Below are 21,336 nucleotides of genomic sequence, written 5' to 3'. Positions count from 1 at the left end.
TCCAAGTACCTGCGCCGGGCGTTTTCATTCAAGGACCGGAACCATGGCAGAGCAGCTTTACTGGCACGATATCGAAGATACCCTGGGCCACTGGAGCGGCCTGGGCGTCGAGGTCGAACCCGGCGCCACGGACAAGCCGCCGCTGTACCTGCGTACCGGCGAGAATGCCCGGTTCAAGCTGATGCACCACGACACACCGCTGTTCTGGGCCACCATTGCCCGGGACCATGGCGGTGTCTGGCTGGTGCGCAAGCCACTGGCCGATGGCGCTGAATGCCGGTTGCTCGCCCCCATCGACTCACCCACCGTCGAACAGCACGCGGCATTGGCGCCCGAGCTGCGGATCAAGGCCTGGAGCCGCTATTTCGTCAGCCGTCTGGGCGCCAGTGCCCGGCACTTCCTCACCCCTGGCTACTGGCTGGCCCAGGGCCTGGTGCCGGAACCGTCCAGTACCGGCCACGGCCTGGACAAATGGCGCTTCACCTCGAGGGTCGACCCGTTGACCCACGTGCCCAGCTGGTTCCTGTATGGCGAGGACTTTCTCGACAACCTGCAACCCCAGACTCTGGAGTGGATCGACTGGTGGCACGGCGGCGGCAAGCTCATCGGCCTGCATCGCGTCGACCCAATGGCGGGGCGGCTCAAGTGGTGGCGCAAGAAGGCCCGGGAGGGCAGCCTGCCACCGGTGCTGTTGTGGTACGTCGGCGGACTGGCGTCCTACCTGGTGATCGATGGGCACTACCGTTTGCAGGCCGCCATCGCGGAAAATCTCGCGCCGTCCTTCATCGTCCTCAGTGCTACCCGCGCGCGCGACTTCACGCCGAGCCTCGAGCATCGGCAACGGGTCATGGATTCGCTGCACAAGCGTGGCGATGCGGCGCCGCGCAACAAGGCCTTGAGTACCGAGAACCTCAACCGGGTGCTGATCCAGGCTTTCGACGATCGGCCGCACTACGTCAGCGCGACCCAGGCCTGGGCCGGCAATGAACCCCAGGAGCAGTGGTGCGATGAGGTGCGCCAGTGTCTGATCGGGCAGGGGCTTGGGAGCGAGGTGGACGCAGTGATTGCCCGGCGTGGCTGACGGAGCCTCTGTTATAGTCGCGCCCGCGCGCCACAGGGCAGGGGATTAGGGACGATGGTGGAACAGGTTTTCTGGCGGGATATCGAGGATCTGGCTGGCAATTGGAGCGGCCTTGGGGTGGACGCCAGGCCTCCGGCCAACGGCAAGCCGAACCTGCGCCTGCTCAGTGGCGACAACCGGCGCATGCAGTTGGTCGTCGGAGGCCAGACGCTGCTCTGGGCCACCATGTCGCGCTGTCTCTACGGGGTGTGGCTGGTGCGCAACCAGCTGCCTGGGCAACTGCCGCAAACCCTGGTCGAGCCCATCGATTCGCCCCAGGTGGAACAACATTCGCGTCTCGCCCCGCCCCTGCGGCTCAAGGCCTGGAGTCGGTTTTTCGTCCAGCAGTTGCTGCGACATCAAGCGGATTTTCTCTACCCCGGCTATTGGTTGGTGCGGGCCCTGCAGCCTGCTGCCCACCCCTATGGGCGATCACTGCCCAGCGGCATCGACCAGTGGTACTTCAAAGGCGGCGAAGATGCCCTGAGCCATATGCCGCAGTGGACCATCGACGGCCGCAACATTCTCGACAACCAACGGCCTGGCCCGGCGCGTTGGGTCGAACTCTGGGAAGGGGGTGGCGCGGTGGTTGGCCTGCATGGCGTCGATCCGCTGGCCGGGCGCCTGAAGTGGTGGCGCAAGAAAGCCCGCGAAGGCAGCTTGCCGCCGATCCTGTTGTGGTATGTCAGCGGCCTGAACAGCTACCTGATTCTTGACGGGCATTACCGTTTGCAGGCCGCCATCGATGAGAACCTGCCGCCGCAGTTCCTGGTGCTCAGCTCGCCGCGGGTGACGGCCTATGCGCCGAATCCGCAGGAGCAGCAGAAGGTACTGGGGGCGCTGCAGGTGCAGATCCAGCGCAAGAACCTGGAGACGGCGCGCTTGAACCAGCTGCTCATCAGCACCTTCGACGACCGGCCGTATCACGGCTTCGGCAGCCAGTCGTGGGCGGGGATCGCTTCGGAACAAGTGTGGATCGATCAGGTGAGGGGCATCCTCAAGGAGCGCGGTGACCTGAGCGACTTGGAGCAAGTTCTCGAACGCGAGGCGCCGGCAGAATTCCCCTGACCATCACCCCGCGGGTGCGCCGTGGCAATGTGGGGTTTTGCAGCGATGAACATTGATTTTCGCGATCGGCAAACTGGATAATGATAACAATTACCATTAGCGTGCCGGTCTCGATGCACAGTCCCGTAGACACCAAAGCCATAGTCGCCAACCTCTACAGCGAGAATTACCGCTGGTTGCGGGCCTGGCTGTATCGCCGATTGCAGTGTCCGCAGGATGCCGCGGACCTGACCCAGGACACCTTCGTGCGCACACTGACGGCCGGCCAGCTGGCCGATCTCAACGAGCCGCGGGCGTTTCTGGCCACGGTGGCCAAGCGCTTGTTGAGCAATCTGTTCCGACGCCGTGCCCTGGAGCAGCGGTACCTGGTGGAACTGGCGCGGATGCCGCAGGTCTTCAGCCCCTCCGAAGAAGATCTGGCACTGGTGCGCGAAGCGCTGGAGTTGATCGACCGGCTGCTCGAGGGTTTGCCGCAACGGGCGCGCCATGCCTTTATCCTGCATCGCCTTGAAGGCCTGTCGCAGCCGCAGATCGCCGAGCGCCTGGAGGTGTCCCTGGCGACCGTCGAGCGCGACCTGCGGCGGGCCTTCCTGCATTGTCTCAGCGAGTGCGCTGCATGAGCCGTACTGCTATCGAACAGGCCAATCGCGCCGCGGTGGACTGGTTGCTGAAGCTGGAATCCAGCACGCCGGGCGATGCCGTGCAGCAGGCCTTTGCCCACTGGTTGGCGCACAGTGGTGAGCATGCCGCTGCCTGGCAGCGGGTCAACGCTGTGCTGAGCCAGCCCTTGCAGCATCTGCAGGGCGCCGAGCAGCGCAGCCCCGGGCAACTGCAAGCGGCTAGCCGAGCCTTGCGTTCGCTGCCTGCGCCCTCGCGGCGCAAAGTGCTGGGCGGCGGCCTGGCCCTGCTGTTGCTGGGGGGCGGCACTGCCGGCCTGGTCAACCGCGTGCTGCCCCTGGGCCATGTGCTGGCCGATCTGGATACCGCCACCGGCCAGCGCACCTCCAGGACCCTGGCCGATGGCAGCCGGATCCATCTGAATGCTCGCAGCGCGGTGGATATCCGCTTCGATGCCGAGCAGCGGCGCATCATCTTGCGTGAAGGCACGGTGCAGGTCGATGTCGCCGCCGACCCTGCGCGGCCGTTTATCGTCGAAAGCCGCGATGGACGAGTGCAGGCTCTGGGCACCCGTTTCATGGTCAGCCGCAACGATCTGGGCAGCCTGGTTTCTGTGCAGCAGCACAGCGTGCTGTTGACCACCTCCCAGGGTCGCCAGCAGCGAGTCGAGGCCGGGGACGCTTTTGCCTTCGATGGTCATGGCATCGAACGCCAGGCAGCCTCGCTGCGCACCCGGGTGGACTGGCTCGACGGCCGCATCGATGTGCGCAACGAGCCCCTGGGCGAGTTGATCGAGTTGCTGCGGCCCTATCGCAGCGGCCTGCTACGCATCAGCCCGGAAGCCGCACGGGTTCGGGTCTATGGCGTGTTTCCCCTGGATGACAGCGATCAGGTGCTGCTGTCTCTCGGCGAAACCCTGCCGATCCAGGTCACCCGCCATGGCTTCTGGCTGACCCGCATCGAGTTGCGCTGATTTTTTCCAGAAAAACACCAGGACGATGAGGGGGTTGGGGTTTTCCCGTGTCCTGGTTATGGAAAGCCAACCTATAACGAGCCCTTCCCATGTCCCAGATTTTTTTCCGTCCCAGCCTGCTGGCGATGGCTGTCGTTCTGAGTTACGCCGCACTGCCCGTTGCCGCCCACGCCGCAGCCGAGCCGCAACAGGCCCAGGCCACCCGGTCGTTCGATCTACCAGCCGGTGATCTGGGCGAGACCTTGAGCCACATCGCCCGTGACAGCGGTCGGGTGCTATCGGTGGCCCCGCAGTTGCTTGCCGGCAAGCGCGCCAGCCGGGTCAGCGGCCAGCTGACCCCCGAGCAAGCCATGCAGCAGGCCCTGGTGGGCAGCGGCCTCGGCCTGACCACCACCCCCAGCGGTACCTGGAGCCTCTACCTATTGCCAACGGGGTCGGCACTGCAGCTGCAACCGACCCATATCCAGGGCCAGGCCCAGGAGCAGGCCTGGGGGCCGGTGGACGGCTACGTGGCGACCCGCAGCGCCACCGCGACCAAGACCGACACGCCGATCCTGGAAATTCCCCAGACCATCAACGTAGTCACCGCCGATCAAGTGCAGACCCAGGGCGCGCGCAACCTGACCCAGGTCCTGCGCTACACGCCGGGGCTGAGCGTCAATGGCTACACCGACCGCAACACCATTGCCGACGAGATCACCAGCCGCGGTTTCGCCCCGACCCCGCTGTACCTCGATGGTGCCTACTTGCCGTATGCCGGCAGCCTTGGGGGCGCGCCGCAGATCGATCCCTATACCCTGGAACGTATCGAGGTCCTCAAGGGGCCGTCATCGGTGCTCTATGGGCAGAACCAGCCCGGCGGCCTGGTGAACATGGTCTCCAAGCGTCCTGCCAGCACCGCCCAGCATCAGGTCAAGTTCGGCCTGGGCAGCTATGACCGGGTCAATGGCGCCCTGGACAGCAGCGGGCCGCTGGATGATCAAGGAGAGTTTTCCTACCGCCTGGTCGGTGTGGCGAAGAAGGGCGGCGAGCAGGTGCTGCATACCAATAGCCAGCGCACCCTGCTAGCGCCGAGCCTGAGCTGGAGTCCGAGCGATGCCACCCGCCTGACCCTGTATGCGCAGATTCAGCGTGACGACGGCCTGGCGGACTATCAGGCGCTGCCGATGATCGGCACCCTCCAGCGTGGTCCCGATGGGCGCAAGATCGACCGTGATTTCTTCAACGGCGATTCGCGCTACAACGACTACAAGCGCGACCAGTACATCCTTGGCTATGACTTCAGCCAGGCCCTCAACGACGACTTGAAATGGCGCTCCACCGCGCGCTACATCGATGTGCGCGACCGTTACAAGGGCTTCTTTCTGCGGGGCTTCGTCACCGATGCCGGCGGCGTCACCGACTACACCCGGGCCACCCGTACCAAGCTCGACTGGCAACAGCACAACACCGCCTACACCCTGGACAACAACCTGGAGTATCGCTTCAACACCGGCGCTCTCGAACACACCGCCCTGGCCGGCGTGGACTACCGTCACTTCAACCGCAAGTACACCGGCTACAACGCCTATGGGGTATTGCCGGTGGACCTGTACGGCAAGAACAACTACGACACCGGCAGCGTGACCCCGGAGCTGACCACCCGCTGGGACAACACGATCAAGCAGACCGGTATCTATGCCCAGGACCAGATCAAGCTCGACCAGTGGATCCTGACCATCGGCGGCCGCCAGGACTGGGCCGAAGTGGAAAACAAGGACTTGCTGGCCCGCAGCATCGTCGAACAGCGCGATCATAAATTCACCGGCCGGGTGGGTCTGACCTACGTCACCGAGTTCGGCCTGGCGCCCTATGTCAGCTACTCGCAGTCGTTCCTGCCGACCGTGGGTACCGGGGCCCCGGAGCGCGGCGCCAAGGCCTTTAAACCGACCGAGGGCGAGCAGTATGAAGTGGGGGTGAAGTACCAGCCCCTGGACAAGACGCTGATGACCGCGTCGGTGTTCCAGGTGAAGCAGAAGAACGCCCTGACCAGCGACATCGACTACCCCGAATACAACGCGCAGCAGGGTGAGATCCGCTCCCGGGGCATCGAACTGGAAATCAAGTCCAGCCTGGACAACATCGACATGATGGCCGCCGCCACCTACATCGACTCCTTCTATACCAAGGCCAATGACTCCACCAAGGGCAATCGCAATGAGGCCCAGGCGCCAGTCTCGGCCAGTGCCTGGGTCGACTACCACTTCACCCAGGCGGCGCTCAACGGCCTGACCTTTGGCGTGGGTGCGCGCTACACCGGCAGAAAACCGGGGGACTCGAACAGCACCTTCAGCACACCGGCCTATGTGGTGTACGACACCACCGTCAGCTATGACCTGGGCAAGCTCGATCCGAGCCTGCGGGGGCTGAAAAGCAGCCTCAACGTGCAGAACCTGTTTGACCGGGAATACGTCTCCGACTGCAACTACAACTTTGGCTGCTACTACGGCCAGGAGCGCGTGGCCTCGGTGGAAATGAGCTACGACTGGTAAGGCCGGGCAGGATGCTCGAATGAAGGGGAGGCTGCCCTCGCGATGATGTTCATGGCGAGGGCGCTTGCTTGTGCTCAGTGGCGTCGTGGTCCTGGCGTTGCGGTGTATCAGGCAGCCCGCAGGGTGTGGCTGGGGAGCACACCCCAGCCGGAGCATGCGCCCTCTACTTCGGACCCAGGATCTGCGGCAGCTTGCCCGGGGCCGGGGCGCCTTGCTGTTGTTGCAGCTCGCCCTTGTCGTCGAGGTAGAAGATCGCCGGGGTGGCCGACAGCTCCAGTTCCTCCATGAGTTTCATGTTGGCGTCGAGCTTGGCCTGGATCGCTTTGGGGATGCTTTGCAGGGGTTTCAGGCTGCTGCCCTTGCCGGCCTTCTCGTGATCCTGCAGGGCCTGGCTCGGGTCCTTGGCGGCCAGCAGGGCGGCGGATTTGCCCGGGCTGTCCTCGCGGATGATGCCGACCATGATGTGCCGCAGTTGTACCTTGCCGGCCTTGACCCAGGGCCGGGCTTGTTCCCAGAACATGTTGCAGTAAGGGCAGTTGGGGTCGCTGAACAGGTAGACGATACGTGGCGCATCGGCCTTGCCGTCGGCGATCCAGTCGCTTTTCTCCAGGTTGCCCCAGACTTCCTTGGCCATCGGTGCATAGACCAGTTTCTGCAACGGTTCGGCGCTGAGGTCCTTGCCGTCGGCGTCGTACAGGTTGCCCAGCAGCACGTGCTGGCCATCGGCGGTCAGGTACAGGGTCATGCCGCGGTTCTGGTACTGCGCGGCATAACCCTTGAGGCCAGCCGGAGCGTCGAAGCTGCCGATGATCTTGGCGCCCTTGGCTTCGATCTTGCGGATTGGCGCGGGCAGTTCCTCGGCCTGCAGCAGCGGGACATTGAGCAGTGCCGCGCCCAGGGACAGGCTCAGCAGGTGGCGGATGAAGGGCATGGGGGTTTCCTTGAGGGGGCGACCGGAGTCGGATGGATGCCGTCGAAGTTCTCCAGGGCGCGGGCCAGGCTGGCCTCCGAGAGTTCCCCGAGATGGCTGCCCAGCAGGCGGCCGTCGGCGCTGTAGAACAAGGTGGTGGGCAGGGCCATGGAACCCACGGCCTTGCCCAGGCGGCCACTGCCGTCAAACAGTACGTTGTCCAGGTTGAGTTCCTGGGTGGCCAGGAAGGTGGCGACGCTCTGCATGCTCTCGGCCTGGTTGACGAACAGGAAGGTCAGGTCCGGGCGTTGTTGCTGGGCTTTTTCCAGCACCGGCATTTCCCGCCGGCAGGGCGGGCACCAGGTGGCCCAGAGGTTGATCACCAGCGGCCCGCCCTGGTAGTCGGTGAGCTGCACGGTGTCGCCGTTGGCGTTGCGCAGGGCCACTTCCGGCAGGCGCGTACCCTGGTCGTAGAGGCTCAGGGACAGAGTCGCCAGCAGCCAGAACGCCAGGCCGGTAGCGATCCCGGCGCCCAGGGGGCGGCGCAGGGCCGGGCGTTTCCAGCCCCAGGCCAGGGCTGCTAGGAGCATGACCAGTACCCCGGGCCAGGCGAGGAAACCGCCGTCGCGCAGGTCGATGGTCATCCACAGGTCGTCCCGGTAGTGCCTCCAGTAGGCGATGACGAAACTGACCCGGGCGGCGAGCATGCCGATCAGGAACAGCGAGAACAGCACCGACTCCGGGTTGTCACCGCCGCGCTTGGCCACGCGCCAGCCCACCAGCGTGGCCAGGGCCAGGGCGCTGATCAGCAGCAGGTGGTTGAGGGCGATGGCGAAGGTGCCGATGGTAAAGGTCAGCATCAGCGGGCTTCCAGGGTCTGGGTCCAGCGTTGCAGGAAGGTCGCGGCATCCACTTCGCCGGTGATGCGCTGGCTGCGGCGCTCGCTGCCATCCGGGCCGATCCACAGCATGCTGGGAGGTCCCGGTACCTTGTAGCGGCCGAGCAGTTCGCGGCCGTCGGCATTATCCAGGGTCACGTCCAGGCGCAGCAGGCGTACGTCCTTCAGGGTCTCGAGGACCTGGGGCTGGCCGAATACGGTCTTCTCCATGATCTTGCACGACACGCACCAGTCGGCGTAGTAGTCCAGCAGCACCCACTGGCCCTGGGCCTGGGCGCTGTCCAGGGCGCCTTGCAGCTGGGCAGGGGTCTTGACCGTGGTGAAGGCGTCGTGGGCACTGGCGTTGCTGGCGGGGGCGCCGCCGCTGTAGACCTTCAGCGGGTGCAGCAGGTCGTCGCTGCCGCCGGCGGCGCCCACCAGCAGCACGCTGCCCCAGATGCCGAACAGCAACGCCCCGGCACCGAACAGGTGCAGCAGGCGCCCGGCGATCGCCCGTTGCTGCCAGGCGCAGTAGGCCAGTACCAGGGCCAGGGCACCCCACAGGCCGATCCACAGGCTGGCGTTCAGCACCGGCCGCAGCATGTAGATGGCGGTGCCGAGGAAAAGGATGCCGAACATGCCCTTGAGCAGGTTCATCCAGGGGCCGGGCTTGGGCAGGAAGCGGTTGCCCAGGGTCACCAGCAGCAACAACGGCAGGCCGATGCCCAGGCCCAGGGCGAACAGCGCCAGGCCGCCAAACAGGGCATTGCCGGTCTGGGCGATATACAGCAGGCCGCCGGCCAGGGGCGCGGTCATGCACGGGCCCACCAGCAGCGCGGACAGGGCGCCGAGGACCCCGCAGCCGATCAGGCTGCCGCCCTGGCGCTGGCGGCTGGCGCCTTCCAGGCGATCGCGCAGGAAGGTCGGCATCTGCAATTCGAAGAAACCGAACATCGGCAAGGCCAACAGCACGAACAACGCGGCGAAGCTGCCCAGGACCCAGGGTTGTTGCAGCCAGGCTTGCAGATTGCTGCCCAGCAGGGCGGCGATCACGCCCATGCCGGCGTACACCAGGGCCATGCACAGCACATAGCTGGATGCCAGGGCCAGGCCCCGGCGCGGGCTGGCGCCGCTGCCCACCACCATGCCGGCGAGGATCGGCAGCATCGGCAGCGAACAGGGAGCGAAGGCCAGCAGCAGGCCGAAGCCGAAGAACGCCAGCAGGCCCAGGCCCCAGGATTTCTGTTGCAGGTCGTTGGCCAGCAGTTGGTCTTGGGCCGCTGCGGTGCCGCTCTGGGCGCCGGCGCTAGCCGCTGCGGCCGGGGCTCCGCCCAGGTCCACCTCCAGGGTTTGTGGTGGGTAGCACAGGCCGGCGTCGGCGCAGCCTTGCCAGCCCAGCTTGACCTTGCCCGTGGCGGTTGCCGGCAGCTTCACCTCCAGACCCTGGCGGTACACGGTCTGGTCGCCGAAGAATTCGTCGCTATGGGCTTCGCCCGCCGGCAGGCTCGGCTGCTGCTCCGGCGGCAGGCCGTCGAACTTCAGGCGCTTCTGGTACAGGTAGTAGCCGTCGGCGATCTGCCAGAACAGCTGGGTCTCGCCCGAGGGCAGGCGCTCGGAGCTGAATACGAACGCCTGGCCCACCGGCAGGAAGTCGGGCTTGACCTCGAACGGGTTGTTGCCGGCTTGCGCCAGGGTGGTGAACAGCATGAACAACAGGATGAACAATCGACGCATGGTCAAGCCTTAAACCGGTGCAAGTTGCGAGCACAATGGCCGGCCCTGATTAACCGATGATTAAACCGCGCCTTGTGGCCCGGGGCGGGCGGGCATAATGTCCGCTTAATCCGCCGCTTGCTTAATCAACGCCCTTTGTACAGGACCGACCATGCACGTACTTGTCTGTGAAGATGATGAGCTGATCGCCAGCGGGATCGTCGCCGGCCTCACGGCCCAGGGCCTGACGGTCGAGCATGTGGCCACCGCTTCGGCGGCGCGGGCCATGCTCGGCGTGGCCGATTTCGACGTGATGGTACTGGATCTTGGCCTGCCGGATGAAGATGGCCTGAAACTGCTCAAGCAACAGCGCCAGCAGGGCCTGGAGATCCCGGTGCTGATCCTCACCGCCCGGGACGCGGTGACCGACCGGGTCGACGGCCTGCAGGCCGGTGCCGACGACTACCTGCTCAAGCCCTTCGACCTGCGCGAGCTGGCGGCGCGCCTGCATACCCTGTTGCGCCGGGCGGCGGGACGCAGCGTCAACCTGATCGAGCACGGGCGCCTGACCTACGACCCCAGCACCCGCGAGACTTTGCTCGGCGGGCAGCCGGTGGACCTGTCCCGGCGCGAGCAATCGTTGCTCCAGGCTTTGCTGCATAACCGTGGCCGGGTGCTGTCCAGCGAGCAGCTCAAGGACAGCGTCTACGGCTTCAACGACGAGCTGGAGAGCAACGCCCTGAACGTGCACATCCATCACCTGCGGCGCAAGCTCGGCAATGGTATCGTCGAGACCGTACGGGGCCTGGGCTATCGCCTGGGGCCGGCGGATGGCGAGGAGAGTCGCTAAGTGAGGAGCCTGCGCCTGCGCCTGAGCATCACCCTGGGCGCTGCCTTCATCCTGATCTGGACCCTGGCCGCCGCCTGGATGCTCAGCGATTTGCGCAACCAGATGATGTTCTCCCTGGACCAGCGCCTGGTGGCTTCGGCGCGGATGGTCGCGGGCCTCTTGGAGCAGATGCCGGCCCTGCCATCCCATGGTCCGCACGATCACATCGACAGTGCCGCCCTGAGCATTCCCGGCGGCATGGCTTGCCAGGTCAGCTCCCTGCGCGGACAGATCCTGGCCCGTAGCCACAGTACTCCCGATCACACACTGGAAGCCGAGAAGCTGGGGTTCCACGACCAGATGATCGACGACGCACCCTGGCGCACCTTCACCCTGGTGCGTGGCGACCTGCGCATCACCACCGCCGACCGCCAGGTGGAGCGCGAGGCCCTGAACTTGTCGATCCTGTTGGCGGCTTCGGTGCCGGTGGGCGTGGCCCTGCTGGGGTGCCTATGGCTGTTGTGGCTGGGAATCGGCCAGAGCCTGGCGCCGCTGAACCGCATCCGTGATGCTCTGATGCGGCGCAGCGCCGACTCCCTGGAGCCGCTGCAGATCCAGCCCATGCCCAGCGAGTTGCGCCCGCTGCTGGAAACCCAGAACCAGCTGTTCCAGCGCATTGCCCGGACCATCGAGCGCGAGCGGCGGCTGACCGGCGATGCCGCCCATGAACTGCGCAGCCCGCTGACGGCGATCAAGACCCACCTGCAAGTGGCGCGAATGACCGAGGGCGCGGCCCACGACCAGGCTCTGGCCCGGGCCGAGGAGGGCGCCGATCGCATGCATCGGACCCTGGAGCAGCTGTTGTTGCTGGCTCGTGTCGAGGGCAGCCTGTCGTTCGATGACGGTGTGCAGTGCACGGCGGAGCAGGTGGCGCGCCTGGCGATCCAGGACGCGGTCGTCGGCGCTCGCCAGCGGGTCCAGTTGAATCTGGAGCCGACAGCGGCTGGCGCTGCGGTGGATATGCCCTCGACCCTGGCCATCGCCGCCTTGCGCAACCTGCTGGACAATGCCCTGCGCCATACGCCCGAAGAATGTCCGGTGGAGCTGAACCTGGAGCTGGTCGCTGGCCGTGTGCGTTTCCAGGTGCGGGACCACGGCCCGGGGATTCCCGAAGCGGATCTGCAACACCTGACCCAACGCTTCTGGCGTGACAGCCGGAGCAGTGGTTGCGGCCTGGGGCTGGCGATCGTCCAGGCCATCGTCCAGCGCTGTGGCTGCGAGCTGCATTTCGACAGCCAGTCCGATGGCCTGCGGGTGGAACTGACTCTGCCTGCCCGGCGCGCTTGAGCCGCCCTGGCCCGGGACGGGCCTTTGGGCAATTTCCCCGATCCAAGGTGTAAATCCCGACGCTGCTGGTGCGTTTTCAGAACAGGAAAACCTGTCAATGCGCACCCCCTCTCGGCTGCGCATCCGGCCGGTGGCCGTTTTGCTCAAATTGCAGCGTGAGGGTTCCACAGATGTCAGCCGTTACCAGCCTTATGGAAGATCAGCCGGTGGGGCATGCCGCCCCGGTGGCCGAGACGCTCTACCAGTTCGACGAGTCGCCCCTGCTGGCTCGCCAGAATCGCCAGGAGTCCAATGCCCGCAGTTATCCGCGGCGCATCCCCCTGGCCCTCAAGCGCGCCAGCGGTATCCACGTCGAGGATGTCGAGGGACGGCGCTTCATCGATTGCCTGGCCGGTGCCGGGACCCTGGCCCTGGGCCACAACCATCCGGTGGTGATCGCGGCGATCCAGCAGGTACTGGCCGATGAACTGCCGCTGCTGACCCTGGACCTGACCACGCCGGTCAAGGACCAGTTCGTCCAGGACCTGTTCGGCCTGTTGCCCGAAGCCCTGGCCGCCGAGGCCAAGATCCAGTTCTGCGGCCCCACCGGCACCGATGCGGTGGAAGCGGCCCTGAAGCTGACCCGGACCGCCACCGGGCGCAGCACCGTATTGTCGTTCCAGGGTGCCTACCATGGTATGAGCCAGGGTTCGCTGAGCCTGATGGGCAGCCTGGGACCCAAGCGGGCGTTGGCTGGGCTGTTGAACAACGGCGTGCAGTTCCTGCCGTTCCCCTATGACTATCGTTGCCCGTTCGGACTCGGTGGCGCCGCCGGGGTCAAGGCCAACCTGAACTACCTGGAGAACCTGCTCTGCGATCCGGAAGCCGGCGTGGCGTTGCCGGCAGCGGTGATCGTCGAGACGGTACAGGGCGAGGGGGGCGTGATCCCGGCCGACCTGGAATGGCTGCGCGGGCTGCGCCGTATCACCGAGAAGGCCGGGGTGGCGCTGATCGTCGACGAGATCCAGAGCGGTTTCGGACGCACCGGCAAGATGTTCGCCTTCGAGCATGCTGGGATCATCCCGGATGTGGTGGTGCTGTCCAAGGCCATCGGTGGCAGCTTGCCGCTGGCGGTGATGGTCTATCGCGACTGGCTCGATACCTGGCAGCCCGGCGCCCATGCCGGCACCTTCCGTGGCAACCAGATGGCCATGGCCGCAGGTTCCGCGGTGATGCGCTATCTCAAGGAACACCGGGTGACCGAACACGCGGCGGCCATGGGCGAGCGCCTGCGCGAGCACCTGCTGATCCTGCAGCGTGACTACCCGCAACTGGGCGACGTTCGTGGCCGGGGCCTGATGCTGGGGGTGGAACTGGTGGACCCGCAAGGTACGCCGGACGCCCTGGGGCATCCGCCGCAACATCAACGCCTGGCGCCGCTGGTGCAGCGCGAATGCCTCAAGCGCGGGCTGATCCTGGAGCTGGGCGGGCGCCATGGCAGCGTGGTGCGCTTCCTGCCGCCGCTGGTGATCACCGCGGCGCAGATCGACCAGGTGGCGGAGATCTTCAGCAAGGCGGTGGCCGCCGCCGTGGCCGGCCTCTAATTTTTCGCGGCCCTGGTTCGTTACTTCTACACCATCGCCGCGCCTGGGCGCGGCGGCACTCATTCAGTGATGGAGACAAGCAATGACTTCTGTATTCGACCGCGACGACATCCTGTTTCAGGTAGTGGTCAACCATGAAGAGCAATATTCGATCTGGCCTGACTACAAGGCCGTGCCGCAAGGCTGGCGCACCGTGGGCAAGAGCGGCTTCAAGAAAGACTGCCTGGCCTACATCGAGGAAGTCTGGACCGACATGCGCCCCTTGAGCTTGCGCCAGAAGATGGATCAGCAAGCGGTTGCCGGCTAAGCCGTCGCTGCCATGAAAAAGCCCGCTGGACGTTCGGTCCAGCGGGCTTTTTCGTTCCTGGGGCTCAGGCTCGCTTGACGGCCTGCAGGGTGTAGCTCAGCGGCAGGCGCCAAGGTGCATGCTTGAGTCGATATTCGCCGTGTTCGTCGACTTCCATCTGCCCGGGCAGGGCTTCCCATGGAATGCTCTGGTGCTCCACCAAACCGGTGATTTCCAGGCCCTGGCCCAGCAATGCGCTGATGATCTCGCCCAGGCCATGGTTCCATTCGTGGGTGACCGTGGCCTCCAGCTCCTTGTCGGTCTCCACGTAAGTGCTGCTGTCATCCCAGACCAAGGGTTCGCTGCGTTCGAAGTAGGACAGTTCCACCCGTAGCGAATCGCTGTGATCTTCGTTGATAGCCCAGAGCATCGGGTGCCCTTCGCGGATGAACAGCCTGCCACCGGGCTTGAGCAGCGCGCCCACGGTCCGGGCCCATTGCTCGATGCTCGGCAGCCAGCACAAGGCGCCGATGCCGGTGTAGACCAGGTCGAAGCTGGCGGCCGGCAACACTTCGGCCGCCTTGAATACATCCGACTCGTGGTAATCGATGGCGGTGTCGCAGCGCTGGGCCAGGGTACGGGCCTCGGCGAGGGACGCGGGGGAGAAGTCCAGGCCGCTCATCTGTGCTCCCAGGCGAGCCAGGGACAGGGTGTCGGTGCCGATATGGCATTGCAAGTGCACGCCGCGCAGGCCACGGATATCCCCCAGCAGCGGCAGGTCGAAACGCACCACGTCGGAGAGGTATTGCGGGTCGTCGATGAAGCGCTGCACGCAATAGTCCGGCGAGGCGGCATGCAGGGGGGCGCGCTCGTCCCAGTTGGTCTTGTTGAGGTTTACGTAATCGCTCATGGCGCTCTTCCTAGCGTCTATTTAGGCGAGGCGCAGACTAGCACCGGGAAATGAGCGCGATCTTGAGCAAATATGTAAGCGCCGCCGTGCCACTTGTAGCCGTTGCCGAACCTCCAGGTCATGGACGCATTGCAGCCCTGCCACGGGGTGCCGCCCAGACCGTTTTCAGCTTCGGCAACGGTTACAGGCTCAGCTTTTCGGGGCCAGGGCCTGGATGATCTTCTGTTGGTTGGTTTCCAGCTCGCCAGCTGGGTCGGCGCTGTCGGTTTCCAGCACCAGCAACTGGCTGCCGCCGGCGCTGATGGCGGCCTTCAGTGCTTCCGACGGCTGGCGGTGATGCAGGACCAGGGCCACGTCGTTGTCCTTGAGTCGAGCCTGCAGTTTCTTCAGGGCTTCGGGCGTCCATTCGTTGTCGGCCCGGGCGTCCACCTCCAGCAACTCCAGGTTCAGGCCGCCGATCAGGTAGCCGAAATGCTCGGACAGGCTCAGTACGCTGAGGTTGTCGGCCTCGGCCAGGCGCGCCTCGCTGTCGGCGCTGAGCTTGAGCAGGCGCTGTTTCAAGTTGGCCAGGTTGCTCTCGATCTGCGGTTTGGCCGCGGGAGCCAGGCGCACCAGGTCGGCCGCCAGTACATCGGCCATGCGTCCCAGGTTGTTGCTCGATAACCATGGCTGGGCGTTCAGGCCGTCGCTCTTGCCCGGTTGCAGGGCGACGCCGGGCAGGGCGCCATCCACCGGCCGTGCGGCATCGATTTCGACGATGCGGATATTGCTGCGTCGGGCGTTGGGATACAGCGGGTCGTCCGGCCAGATCGAACGCAGGCCGATCACCGCGTCGGCACCCTGGGCCAGCTTGCCCAGGGCCGGGGCACCGCGCCCGGTGAAGTAGGCGGTCTGCCGCGAGCCCGGCAGGTTGGCCGGGGCGGCCCGCTCCAGCTTGACGTCGGTACCTTGCAGCAGGATTTGCCCCAGGCCGAAGGTCACCGGCAGCGAGGCCAGCACCGTCAATGGCTGCTGGGTGGCGGCGGGTGCCGGTTGGCGCTGGCGGACATTGTCCGCTGCCGACAGGGTCGGGGCATGGAGCAGGCCGCCGAGAACCAAGACCAGGGCCAGGCGCGGCAGTGACAGATTGGGTGATGAATTGTGCATTTATCCGATATTCCCTTTCAGACTGGGGACGGTGCCGCGGGCGATGGCGGCGAGGGCGAAGCAGATGCCGGCCACCAGGATGATCGCGGCGCCGGAGGGGACCGGCAGGTCGAAGACGATCGGCAGCAGGATGCCGCACAAGGTGCAGAGGGTGGCGATGCTCACCGAGATCCAGAAGAACCCCTTGAGCGACTGGCTGAGCAGGCGCGCCGCGGCGGCCGGGATCACCAGCAGGGCGCCGACCAGGATCGCGCCGATGACTTTCACCGCGGCTACGGTGATCAGCGTCACCAGGATCACGAACAGATAATCCAGGGTCTTCACTGCCACGCCGCGTACCGCTGCCAGCTGCGGGTTGAAGCTGGCCAGCATGATGCGGTTGTACAGCGGCAGGCTCAGGCCCAGGACCAGGCTACCGACGACCAGCAGCACCAGCAGGTCGTCGCCATTGACCGTGAGCACCGAGCCGAACAATACGTTCTCGAGAATATGCACGTTGATCTTGCCGGCCAGGATCAGCAGCAGGCTGGCGCCCAGCGCCAGGGACACCGAGAGGAATACCCCGATCAGGGTGTCCGGGGCCAGGCCGGTGCGATTGCGCAGATAGTTGAGCAGGATGCCGAACAGCAAGCAGTAGCCGAACAGGCTGCCGTAGGGGCCGGTGTAGGGCTCGCCCAGGAGGATGCCGATGGCCACCCCGGTCAAGGCGGCGTGGCCCACGGCTTCGGAGAAGAAAGCGAAGCGCTTGACCACGACCAGAGTGCCCAGGCCGCCGAGCACCGGGCCGATCAGCAGGCCGGCGAGCAGGGCATTGACCACGAAACCGTAGGCCAGGGCTTCCGGCAGGTAGCCTGAAGAGGCCCAGCCCTGGACCATCAGGCGGAAAGCTTCATAACTCATCAGGCAGCGCTCCCGGCGGCTCGTGGATGGGTGGAAAACAGGCTGAGCAGGCGTTCCGGCGTCAGGGTCTGCTGCGCCGGGCCGTCGAACAGCACCCGGCGATTGAGACCGGTGACCCGGTCCGCCAGGCGGCCCACGGCTTCCAAGTCGTGCTCGATCCACAACAGGGTGATGCCGCGCTGGCGCCAGTCCTGGAGCAAGCGCTCGAAGACCTGGATCCCGGCTTCGTCCAGGGCCGACATGGGTTCGTCCAGCACCACCAGTTGCGGTGCCGGAATCAGGCCCTGGGCCAGCAGCACCCGTTGGCGCTCGCCGCCGGACAGGGCGCCCATGCGCCGCTTGCGCTTGTCCTGCATGCCGACTTGCTCCAGGGCTTCGCCGATGGCCTTGGCGTAATGCCGACTCAGGCCGAGAAACGCCGGCCGGCGCTGGCACATGGCGGCCATGAAATCGTCCACGGTCATCGGCAGGCCGCGATCGAACTCCAGGGCCTGGGGTACATAGCCGATGGTGCCCGGGGCGTCCGGCCACTGCAGGCGCAACTGGCCCTGGTGGGGCATCTGTCCCAGCAGGGTCTTGATCAGTGAACTCTTGCCGCCACCGTTGGGGCCGACCAGGGCGTGCAGGCTGCCGGGCTGCACCTGGAACGTCACCTGGTCGAGGATGGTGGTGCGGCCCAGGACCAGGCTGACTTGGTCGAACTCGATGGCCGGGCCCCGCAGCAGGGTCTCGATGGCGGTCATGCCCCGGCCTCCTGGATGGCGCGGACCACGGTATCGAGGTTGCCCTTCATTTCCTTCTCGTACTTGTCGGCGCTGTAGTCGCCGTAGGAAATGTGCGAGAGCGGGTAGAGCTTGACCCCGGATTCACGCTGGATGGTATCGACGTAGGTGGAGGGGAAGTCCATCTCCGAGAAGATCACCTTGACGTCCAGTTCGCGCAGTTGGTCGATGGTCTTCTTCAACTGGCTGGGGCTGGGCTCGATGCCGTGGGCCGGCTCGACCACGGCGGTGACTTCCAGGCCGAATTCGCGCAGCAGGTAGTCGTAGGCGGCGTGCACCGTGGCCACCCGTAGGTCGGCGTTGGGCGCCTGGGTCAGCTTGGCCAGGGCATCGGCGCGCATCTGCCGCAGGCGCTTGCCGTAGGCGCGGGCGTTCTGGGTGTAGGTCTTGGCGTTGGCCGGGTCCATCTTGCCCAGCTCCCGGGCGATGTTGTTGACCTGGGCGATGGATGCACTGATGGACAGGAAGGTATGCGGGTTGACCACCTTGCCGGCGCCGCGGGCGGCGATCCCGGTGGCGGCCAGCAGCGGTACGTTCTCGTTGGCCTCGATCACCGGGATGTCCGGGCGCTCGCTGGTGGCGATCATGCGGTCGGCGAAGTCGTCGTGGCCCACACCGTTGAGCACGATGACGTCCAGGGTGCCGATGCGCTTGATGTCCTCGGCGCGAGGTTCGTAGGCATGGGGGTTGAAGCCGGCCGGGATCAGCGGCACCACGTCGGCCTTGTCACCGACGATGTTGGCCACATAGCTGTAGTAGGGGTGCAGGGTAATGCCGATGCGCAGGCGCTTGGCCCCATCGGCGCTGGCCATGGGGCTGAGGAGGAGGGCCAGCAGGCTGACCAGCAGCACCTGCAAGAATGGACGACGTGGAGATGAAATGGGCATGGGCTAGTGTTCTTCTCTCGGGGGGAATGCGTGGGCTCAGTGGCGGTGCTGGCGAGTCACTCCGGCATCGAATTGCGCCACCACCTGCTGCCAGCCGGCGGCGATCAGCTGTTGCTGGCCGAGGTCGTGGGGGACGCTGGCCGAGGGACTGCGGTTGAGCCAGATATCCACCTGGGCGTCATCCTCTGGGGCGATACGCATCAGGAAGGAGCCGGCCACCTGTGGGTTCTGGCTCAGCCCCAGGTAGGCCTGGTCCAGCACCTGCCAGGCATGTCCACCACGGCTGACCGAGCTGGCGTCCTGGGCGAAGGGGGCGAAACCTTCCTCGGCCAGTTGCGCGGGACTGGGCAGGGCCTGGCCTTCGGTTTGCAGCAGGCGGATTTCGTCGAGGGTCACCCGCAAGTCGGCATAGATCCCTTGTTCGCCGGCGCTCAGGTCGCGGCGGGCATCCAGTTGATGGGCGGCGATGGTGTTGCTGGCGTCCGCCTCGCTGTGCCACAGCACCACGCTGGCGGCTGCGCAGAGGATCAGCAGGCACAGCAGCAGGACATACAGGGTTTCATGGCCGGCGCCGGCGGGGCGCACGACCTGGGTGGTGGCAGGGGTCATGGGGCCTCGATATCCGCTTGGTCGATCTCGACGACGTGGCCGGGGCCGGCATCGAACAGGACGTAGAACTCGCTGGCGGGTTTCTTGAAGGTCAGGGTCGAGTCGGTTCCCAGCTTGCCGGGCACCAGGATGGTCTCGTCGTAGCCGATCACGTCCAGGGTCACGCCCGGGGCGCCGCTGCCATCGGAAAAGCCCCCTGTGCAGCGGATCTGCTCGGCGTCGATGGCCTTGCATTCGCACATCGGGTTATGGGCCAGGGCGCTGTGGCTGAATGCTGCGCCAGCGAGCAGCAGGAGCGCGGCGCCGAAGCGTCGGGTGAAGAGTGCGCGGATCATGGTTTGCCTCCTTGTTTTTCGAGCCAGGCCACGGTGGCCGGCGAGGCCTGGCTCAGGGGAATGGCCGCCTGGTGCATGCTGCCGTCCCAGCCTTCCATGGTGATCCATAGCTCGGCGTCGGCCTTGGTCTTTTCCGGAATTGGCAGGCTGGCGCCCATGCGGTATGGGCTGCCGAAGAAGATCACTCCGGCGGCCCGCAGGCTGCGAGGCTTGCCGATGCGCAGGTAGGTGGCCTTGACCGGCTCGATGCAGGCCTGGCACAGGGCGGCATTGAAGCTTTTCAGATAACCGGCGGGGCCGTCGCTGCGCGGTGGCTCGATGCGCATCTCGGCCAGGCGCAGGCTCCAGGGGCCGACCTGGACTTCGCCGATCTCTCGTTCGCCCAGGCCGCTGTCCCCGCGAAATAGCGCGGCATCGGCGAAGTACTTGGGCATGAAACCCAGGGGAATGAGCACCAGGAGGATATTCAGGTGAAAGCGCCACTTGTGCCAGAAGCGGCTCAGGGATGAATCCGCGGTGGCGGTTTGGGTCTGGCTCACAGGGGACTCTCCGAGGTTTCCCGGCCCAGGGCCGGGGCGGGATTGCGGGCAGGGCGGGCGCGGGCGGCCTTTTCCTCGCGCTTGAGGGCGTTGGCGGTGGCCAGGGCGGTGCGTTTGGTCCAGATCAGCAGGCCGCTGAGCACCATCATGCTCAGCACCAGGCCGAAGAAGAACCAGACCAGCTTGATCCAGATCCCGCCGAAGTCCCCGGTATGCAGGGGGCGCATGGATTCGGTGACGAACTCCAGGGTGGAGCGGTCGCCCAGCAGGTACGAGGAGTCCAGGGAACCGGTGTAGGGGTTGATGTTGGCGGTCTGGAACATCAGTGGATACCAGCCGCGCCCGCCCACGTAAAGGTGGCTATAGGCATTGCTCGGCAAGCTGACGAAGCTGATGTCGAACCCGGGAATCTTCTGGGTGGCGGTGCCGATGGCCTGTTCCAGGCTGATCATCGGCGCGGGGCTGCCGTCGGTGCTGACCGGAACCTGCTCCCGGGCGATCACCGGGACTATGGGTTCGCTGGAGATGCTGATGTGGTTGTCGCCCAGGATCGCGCGAATGAGAAACCAGATACCGGTGATGGAAATCACCGCGATGAACCAGATCGACCAGATGCCGCTCAGGCGATGGAAGTCGCCCCAGAAGATCCGCGCGCCATGGCGCAGGCGCAGGGTCGGCTTGAGAAAGCCCTTCCAGAACTTCTTGTAGACCACAAGGCCGGTGATCAACGAGATCAGCATCGGTACGCCGAGGAACGATACGAGGTACCAGCCCCAGCTATAGCCGTTGGTGAAGGGCACCAGCCACCAGCCATGCAGGGCGCGGGTGAAGGCCTGGAAGTCGAAGTCCGGGCTCGCGCCCTGGATCGCTCCGGTATAGGGGTTGACGTACAGCGTGGGCGAGCGGCCGTCCGGATAAGTGACGTTGACGCTCAAGGCAAAATGGCTTTCATCCGGGGTGATGATGGTGTCCACCCGGGTCTGGGGTTCGGCGCGCTTGATGGCCTGGACGATCTGGTCGTAGTTCAGGGGTTGAGCGTCGTCTGTGGGTTTGCTGGCACGGACATCGGGGTTGGCCAGCCAGACGATTTCCTGGCTGACTACTGCCAGGGTGCCGGTGACGCAGACGATCAGCACGAAGAACCAGATGGGCAGTGCCAACCAGCTGTGCACTAGAAACCAGATTTTTGAGCGGGATTTCTTCGACATTGAATGGGCGTCTTGATTCGAGGAGTGGAGCGGCGCTGGAACTCCGGGCTGGCCCTGATGTGGTTCTCTCTGGGCATAGCCATGGCCAACGCGGCCTGCTGCATCTAGTTAAGACGAATGAGAATCGTAAATCCCGAAGCTGGATATGAAAGTAAATGTTACAGA

At 65.4% G+C, this 21,336-nt stretch carries 21 protein-coding genes; 9 read left to right on the top strand and 12 right to left on the bottom strand.

Going from position 1 to position 21,336, the window contains the following annotated elements:
- Window positions 1–43: 43 nt before the first annotated feature.
- From C4K40_RS21635 to C4K40_RS21615, 5 genes are all read left to right on the top strand, one after another.
- Entirely contained in the window at window positions 44–1,081 is a 1,038-nt protein-coding gene (locus C4K40_RS21635; protein WP_053133036.1) for a hypothetical protein, read from the top strand.
- Window positions 1,082–1,135: 54 nt separating this feature from the next.
- Window positions 1,136–2,188 carry a hypothetical protein gene (locus tag C4K40_RS21630; RefSeq protein ID WP_053133032.1) on the top strand — a complete coding sequence of 351 codons (1,053 nt, stop codon included), beginning with the start codon at window positions 1,136–1,138 and terminating at the stop codon, window positions 2,186–2,188.
- A gap of 113 nt (window positions 2,189–2,301) precedes the next feature.
- A complete protein-coding gene (locus C4K40_RS21625) occupies window positions 2,302–2,808 on the top strand; it encodes a sigma-70 family RNA polymerase sigma factor (protein WP_053133029.1) in 507 nt (168 codons plus the stop codon).
- Window positions 2,805–3,779 carry a FecR domain-containing protein gene (locus C4K40_RS21620; RefSeq protein WP_053133026.1) on the top strand — a complete coding sequence of 325 codons (975 nt, stop codon included), beginning with the start codon at window positions 2,805–2,807 and terminating at the stop codon, window positions 3,777–3,779. The genes C4K40_RS21625 and C4K40_RS21620 overlap by 4 nt, the downstream gene beginning before the upstream one ends.
- 89 nt (window positions 3,780–3,868) lie before the next feature.
- A complete protein-coding gene (locus C4K40_RS21615) occupies window positions 3,869–6,310 on the top strand; it encodes a TonB-dependent siderophore receptor (RefSeq protein WP_053133023.1) in 2,442 nt (813 codons plus the stop codon).
- Between the two features lie 163 nt (window positions 6,311–6,473).
- Here C4K40_RS21615 and dsbG read toward each other — a convergent pair whose 3' ends face one another.
- The 3 genes from dsbG to dsbD are packed head-to-tail and all read right to left on the bottom strand — an operon-like array spanning window position 6,474 to window position 9,831.
- Window positions 6,474–7,241, bottom strand: a complete 768-nt coding sequence (gene dsbG / locus C4K40_RS21610) for a thiol:disulfide interchange protein DsbG (RefSeq protein WP_053133020.1) — start codon at window positions 7,239–7,241, stop codon at window positions 6,474–6,476.
- Window positions 7,217–8,080 carry a TlpA disulfide reductase family protein gene (locus C4K40_RS21605; RefSeq protein WP_022639971.1) on the bottom strand — a complete coding sequence of 288 codons (864 nt, stop codon included), beginning with the start codon at window positions 8,078–8,080 and terminating at the stop codon, window positions 7,217–7,219. The genes dsbG and C4K40_RS21605 overlap by 25 nt, the downstream gene beginning before the upstream one ends.
- The gene (dsbD, locus tag C4K40_RS21600; protein ID WP_053133017.1) at window positions 8,080–9,831 is read right to left on the bottom strand and encodes a protein-disulfide reductase DsbD; all 1,752 of its coding nucleotides are present in this window, start codon (window positions 9,829–9,831) and stop codon (window positions 8,080–8,082) included. The genes C4K40_RS21605 and dsbD overlap by 1 nt, the downstream gene beginning before the upstream one ends.
- A gap of 151 nt (window positions 9,832–9,982) precedes the next feature.
- On the opposite strand from dsbD, the gene C4K40_RS21595 reads away from it, so the two are divergent.
- The 4 genes from C4K40_RS21595 to C4K40_RS21580 all read left to right on the top strand — a co-directional run bounded on the left by C4K40_RS21595 (window position 9,983) and on the right by C4K40_RS21580 (window position 13,876).
- Window positions 9,983–10,660, top strand: a complete 678-nt coding sequence (locus tag C4K40_RS21595; protein WP_022639968.1) for a response regulator — start codon at window positions 9,983–9,985, stop codon at window positions 10,658–10,660.
- Window positions 10,661–11,986, top strand: coding sequence for an ATP-binding protein (locus C4K40_RS21590; protein ID WP_053133015.1), 1,326 nt, complete (start codon window positions 10,661–10,663; stop codon window positions 11,984–11,986).
- 170 nt (window positions 11,987–12,156) lie between these two features.
- Complete coding sequence (locus C4K40_RS21585) at window positions 12,157–13,569, top strand: aspartate aminotransferase family protein (protein WP_053133013.1); 1,413 nt, start codon at window positions 12,157–12,159, stop codon at window positions 13,567–13,569.
- A gap of 82 nt (window positions 13,570–13,651) precedes the next feature.
- The gene (locus C4K40_RS21580; RefSeq protein WP_022639965.1) at window positions 13,652–13,876 is read left to right on the top strand and encodes an MbtH family protein; all 225 of its coding nucleotides are present in this window, start codon (window positions 13,652–13,654) and stop codon (window positions 13,874–13,876) included.
- A 64-nt stretch (window positions 13,877–13,940) separates the two neighbouring features.
- On the opposite strand, the gene C4K40_RS21575 is transcribed toward C4K40_RS21580, so the two are convergent.
- From C4K40_RS21575 to C4K40_RS21535, 9 genes are all read right to left on the bottom strand, one after another.
- Window positions 13,941–14,765: a bifunctional 2-polyprenyl-6-hydroxyphenol methylase/3-demethylubiquinol 3-O-methyltransferase UbiG gene (locus C4K40_RS21575; protein ID WP_053133010.1), complete on the bottom strand. Its 825-nt coding sequence runs from the start codon at window positions 14,763–14,765 to the stop codon at window positions 13,941–13,943.
- 189 nt (window positions 14,766–14,954) lie between these two features.
- Window positions 14,955–15,911 (bottom strand): metal ABC transporter solute-binding protein, Zn/Mn family, encoded by a 957-nt coding sequence (locus C4K40_RS21570; protein ID WP_053133007.1) that lies wholly within the window; start codon window positions 15,909–15,911, stop codon window positions 14,955–14,957.
- Entirely contained in the window at window positions 15,912–16,811 is a 900-nt protein-coding gene (locus tag C4K40_RS21565; protein ID WP_022639961.1) for a metal ABC transporter permease, read from the bottom strand.
- Window positions 16,811–17,554: a metal ABC transporter ATP-binding protein gene (locus C4K40_RS21560; RefSeq protein ID WP_053133004.1), complete on the bottom strand. Its 744-nt coding sequence runs from the start codon at window positions 17,552–17,554 to the stop codon at window positions 16,811–16,813. The genes C4K40_RS21565 and C4K40_RS21560 overlap by 1 nt, the downstream gene beginning before the upstream one ends.
- Window positions 17,551–18,480 carry a metal ABC transporter substrate-binding protein gene (locus tag C4K40_RS21555; protein ID WP_053133000.1) on the bottom strand — a complete coding sequence of 310 codons (930 nt, stop codon included), beginning with the start codon at window positions 18,478–18,480 and terminating at the stop codon, window positions 17,551–17,553. The genes C4K40_RS21560 and C4K40_RS21555 overlap by 4 nt, the downstream gene beginning before the upstream one ends.
- 36 nt (window positions 18,481–18,516) lie before the next feature.
- Window positions 18,517–19,089, bottom strand: coding sequence for a DUF6162 family protein (locus C4K40_RS21550; RefSeq protein ID WP_053132997.1), 573 nt, complete (start codon window positions 19,087–19,089; stop codon window positions 18,517–18,519).
- The gene (locus C4K40_RS21545) at window positions 19,086–19,424 is read right to left on the bottom strand and encodes a hypothetical protein (protein WP_022639958.1); all 339 of its coding nucleotides are present in this window, start codon (window positions 19,422–19,424) and stop codon (window positions 19,086–19,088) included. Before C4K40_RS21545 ends, C4K40_RS21550 begins: the two co-directional genes overlap by 4 nt.
- Complete coding sequence (locus tag C4K40_RS21540) at window positions 19,421–19,963, bottom strand: hypothetical protein (protein ID WP_022639957.1); 543 nt, start codon at window positions 19,961–19,963, stop codon at window positions 19,421–19,423. Before C4K40_RS21540 ends, C4K40_RS21545 begins: the two co-directional genes overlap by 4 nt.
- A complete protein-coding gene (locus tag C4K40_RS21535) occupies window positions 19,960–21,171 on the bottom strand; it encodes a PepSY domain-containing protein (protein WP_031320230.1) in 1,212 nt (403 codons plus the stop codon). The genes C4K40_RS21540 and C4K40_RS21535 overlap by 4 nt, the downstream gene beginning before the upstream one ends.
- Window positions 21,172–21,336: the final 165 nt, after the last annotated feature.

The sequence above is a fragment of the Pseudomonas sp. CMR5c genome, assembly GCF_003850545.1.
Classification (GTDB): domain Bacteria; phylum Pseudomonadota; class Gammaproteobacteria; order Pseudomonadales; family Pseudomonadaceae; genus Aquipseudomonas; species Aquipseudomonas piscis.
Note: the sequence above shows the minus strand (reverse complement) of the source record. Positions and strands in the feature narration are given on the sequence as shown.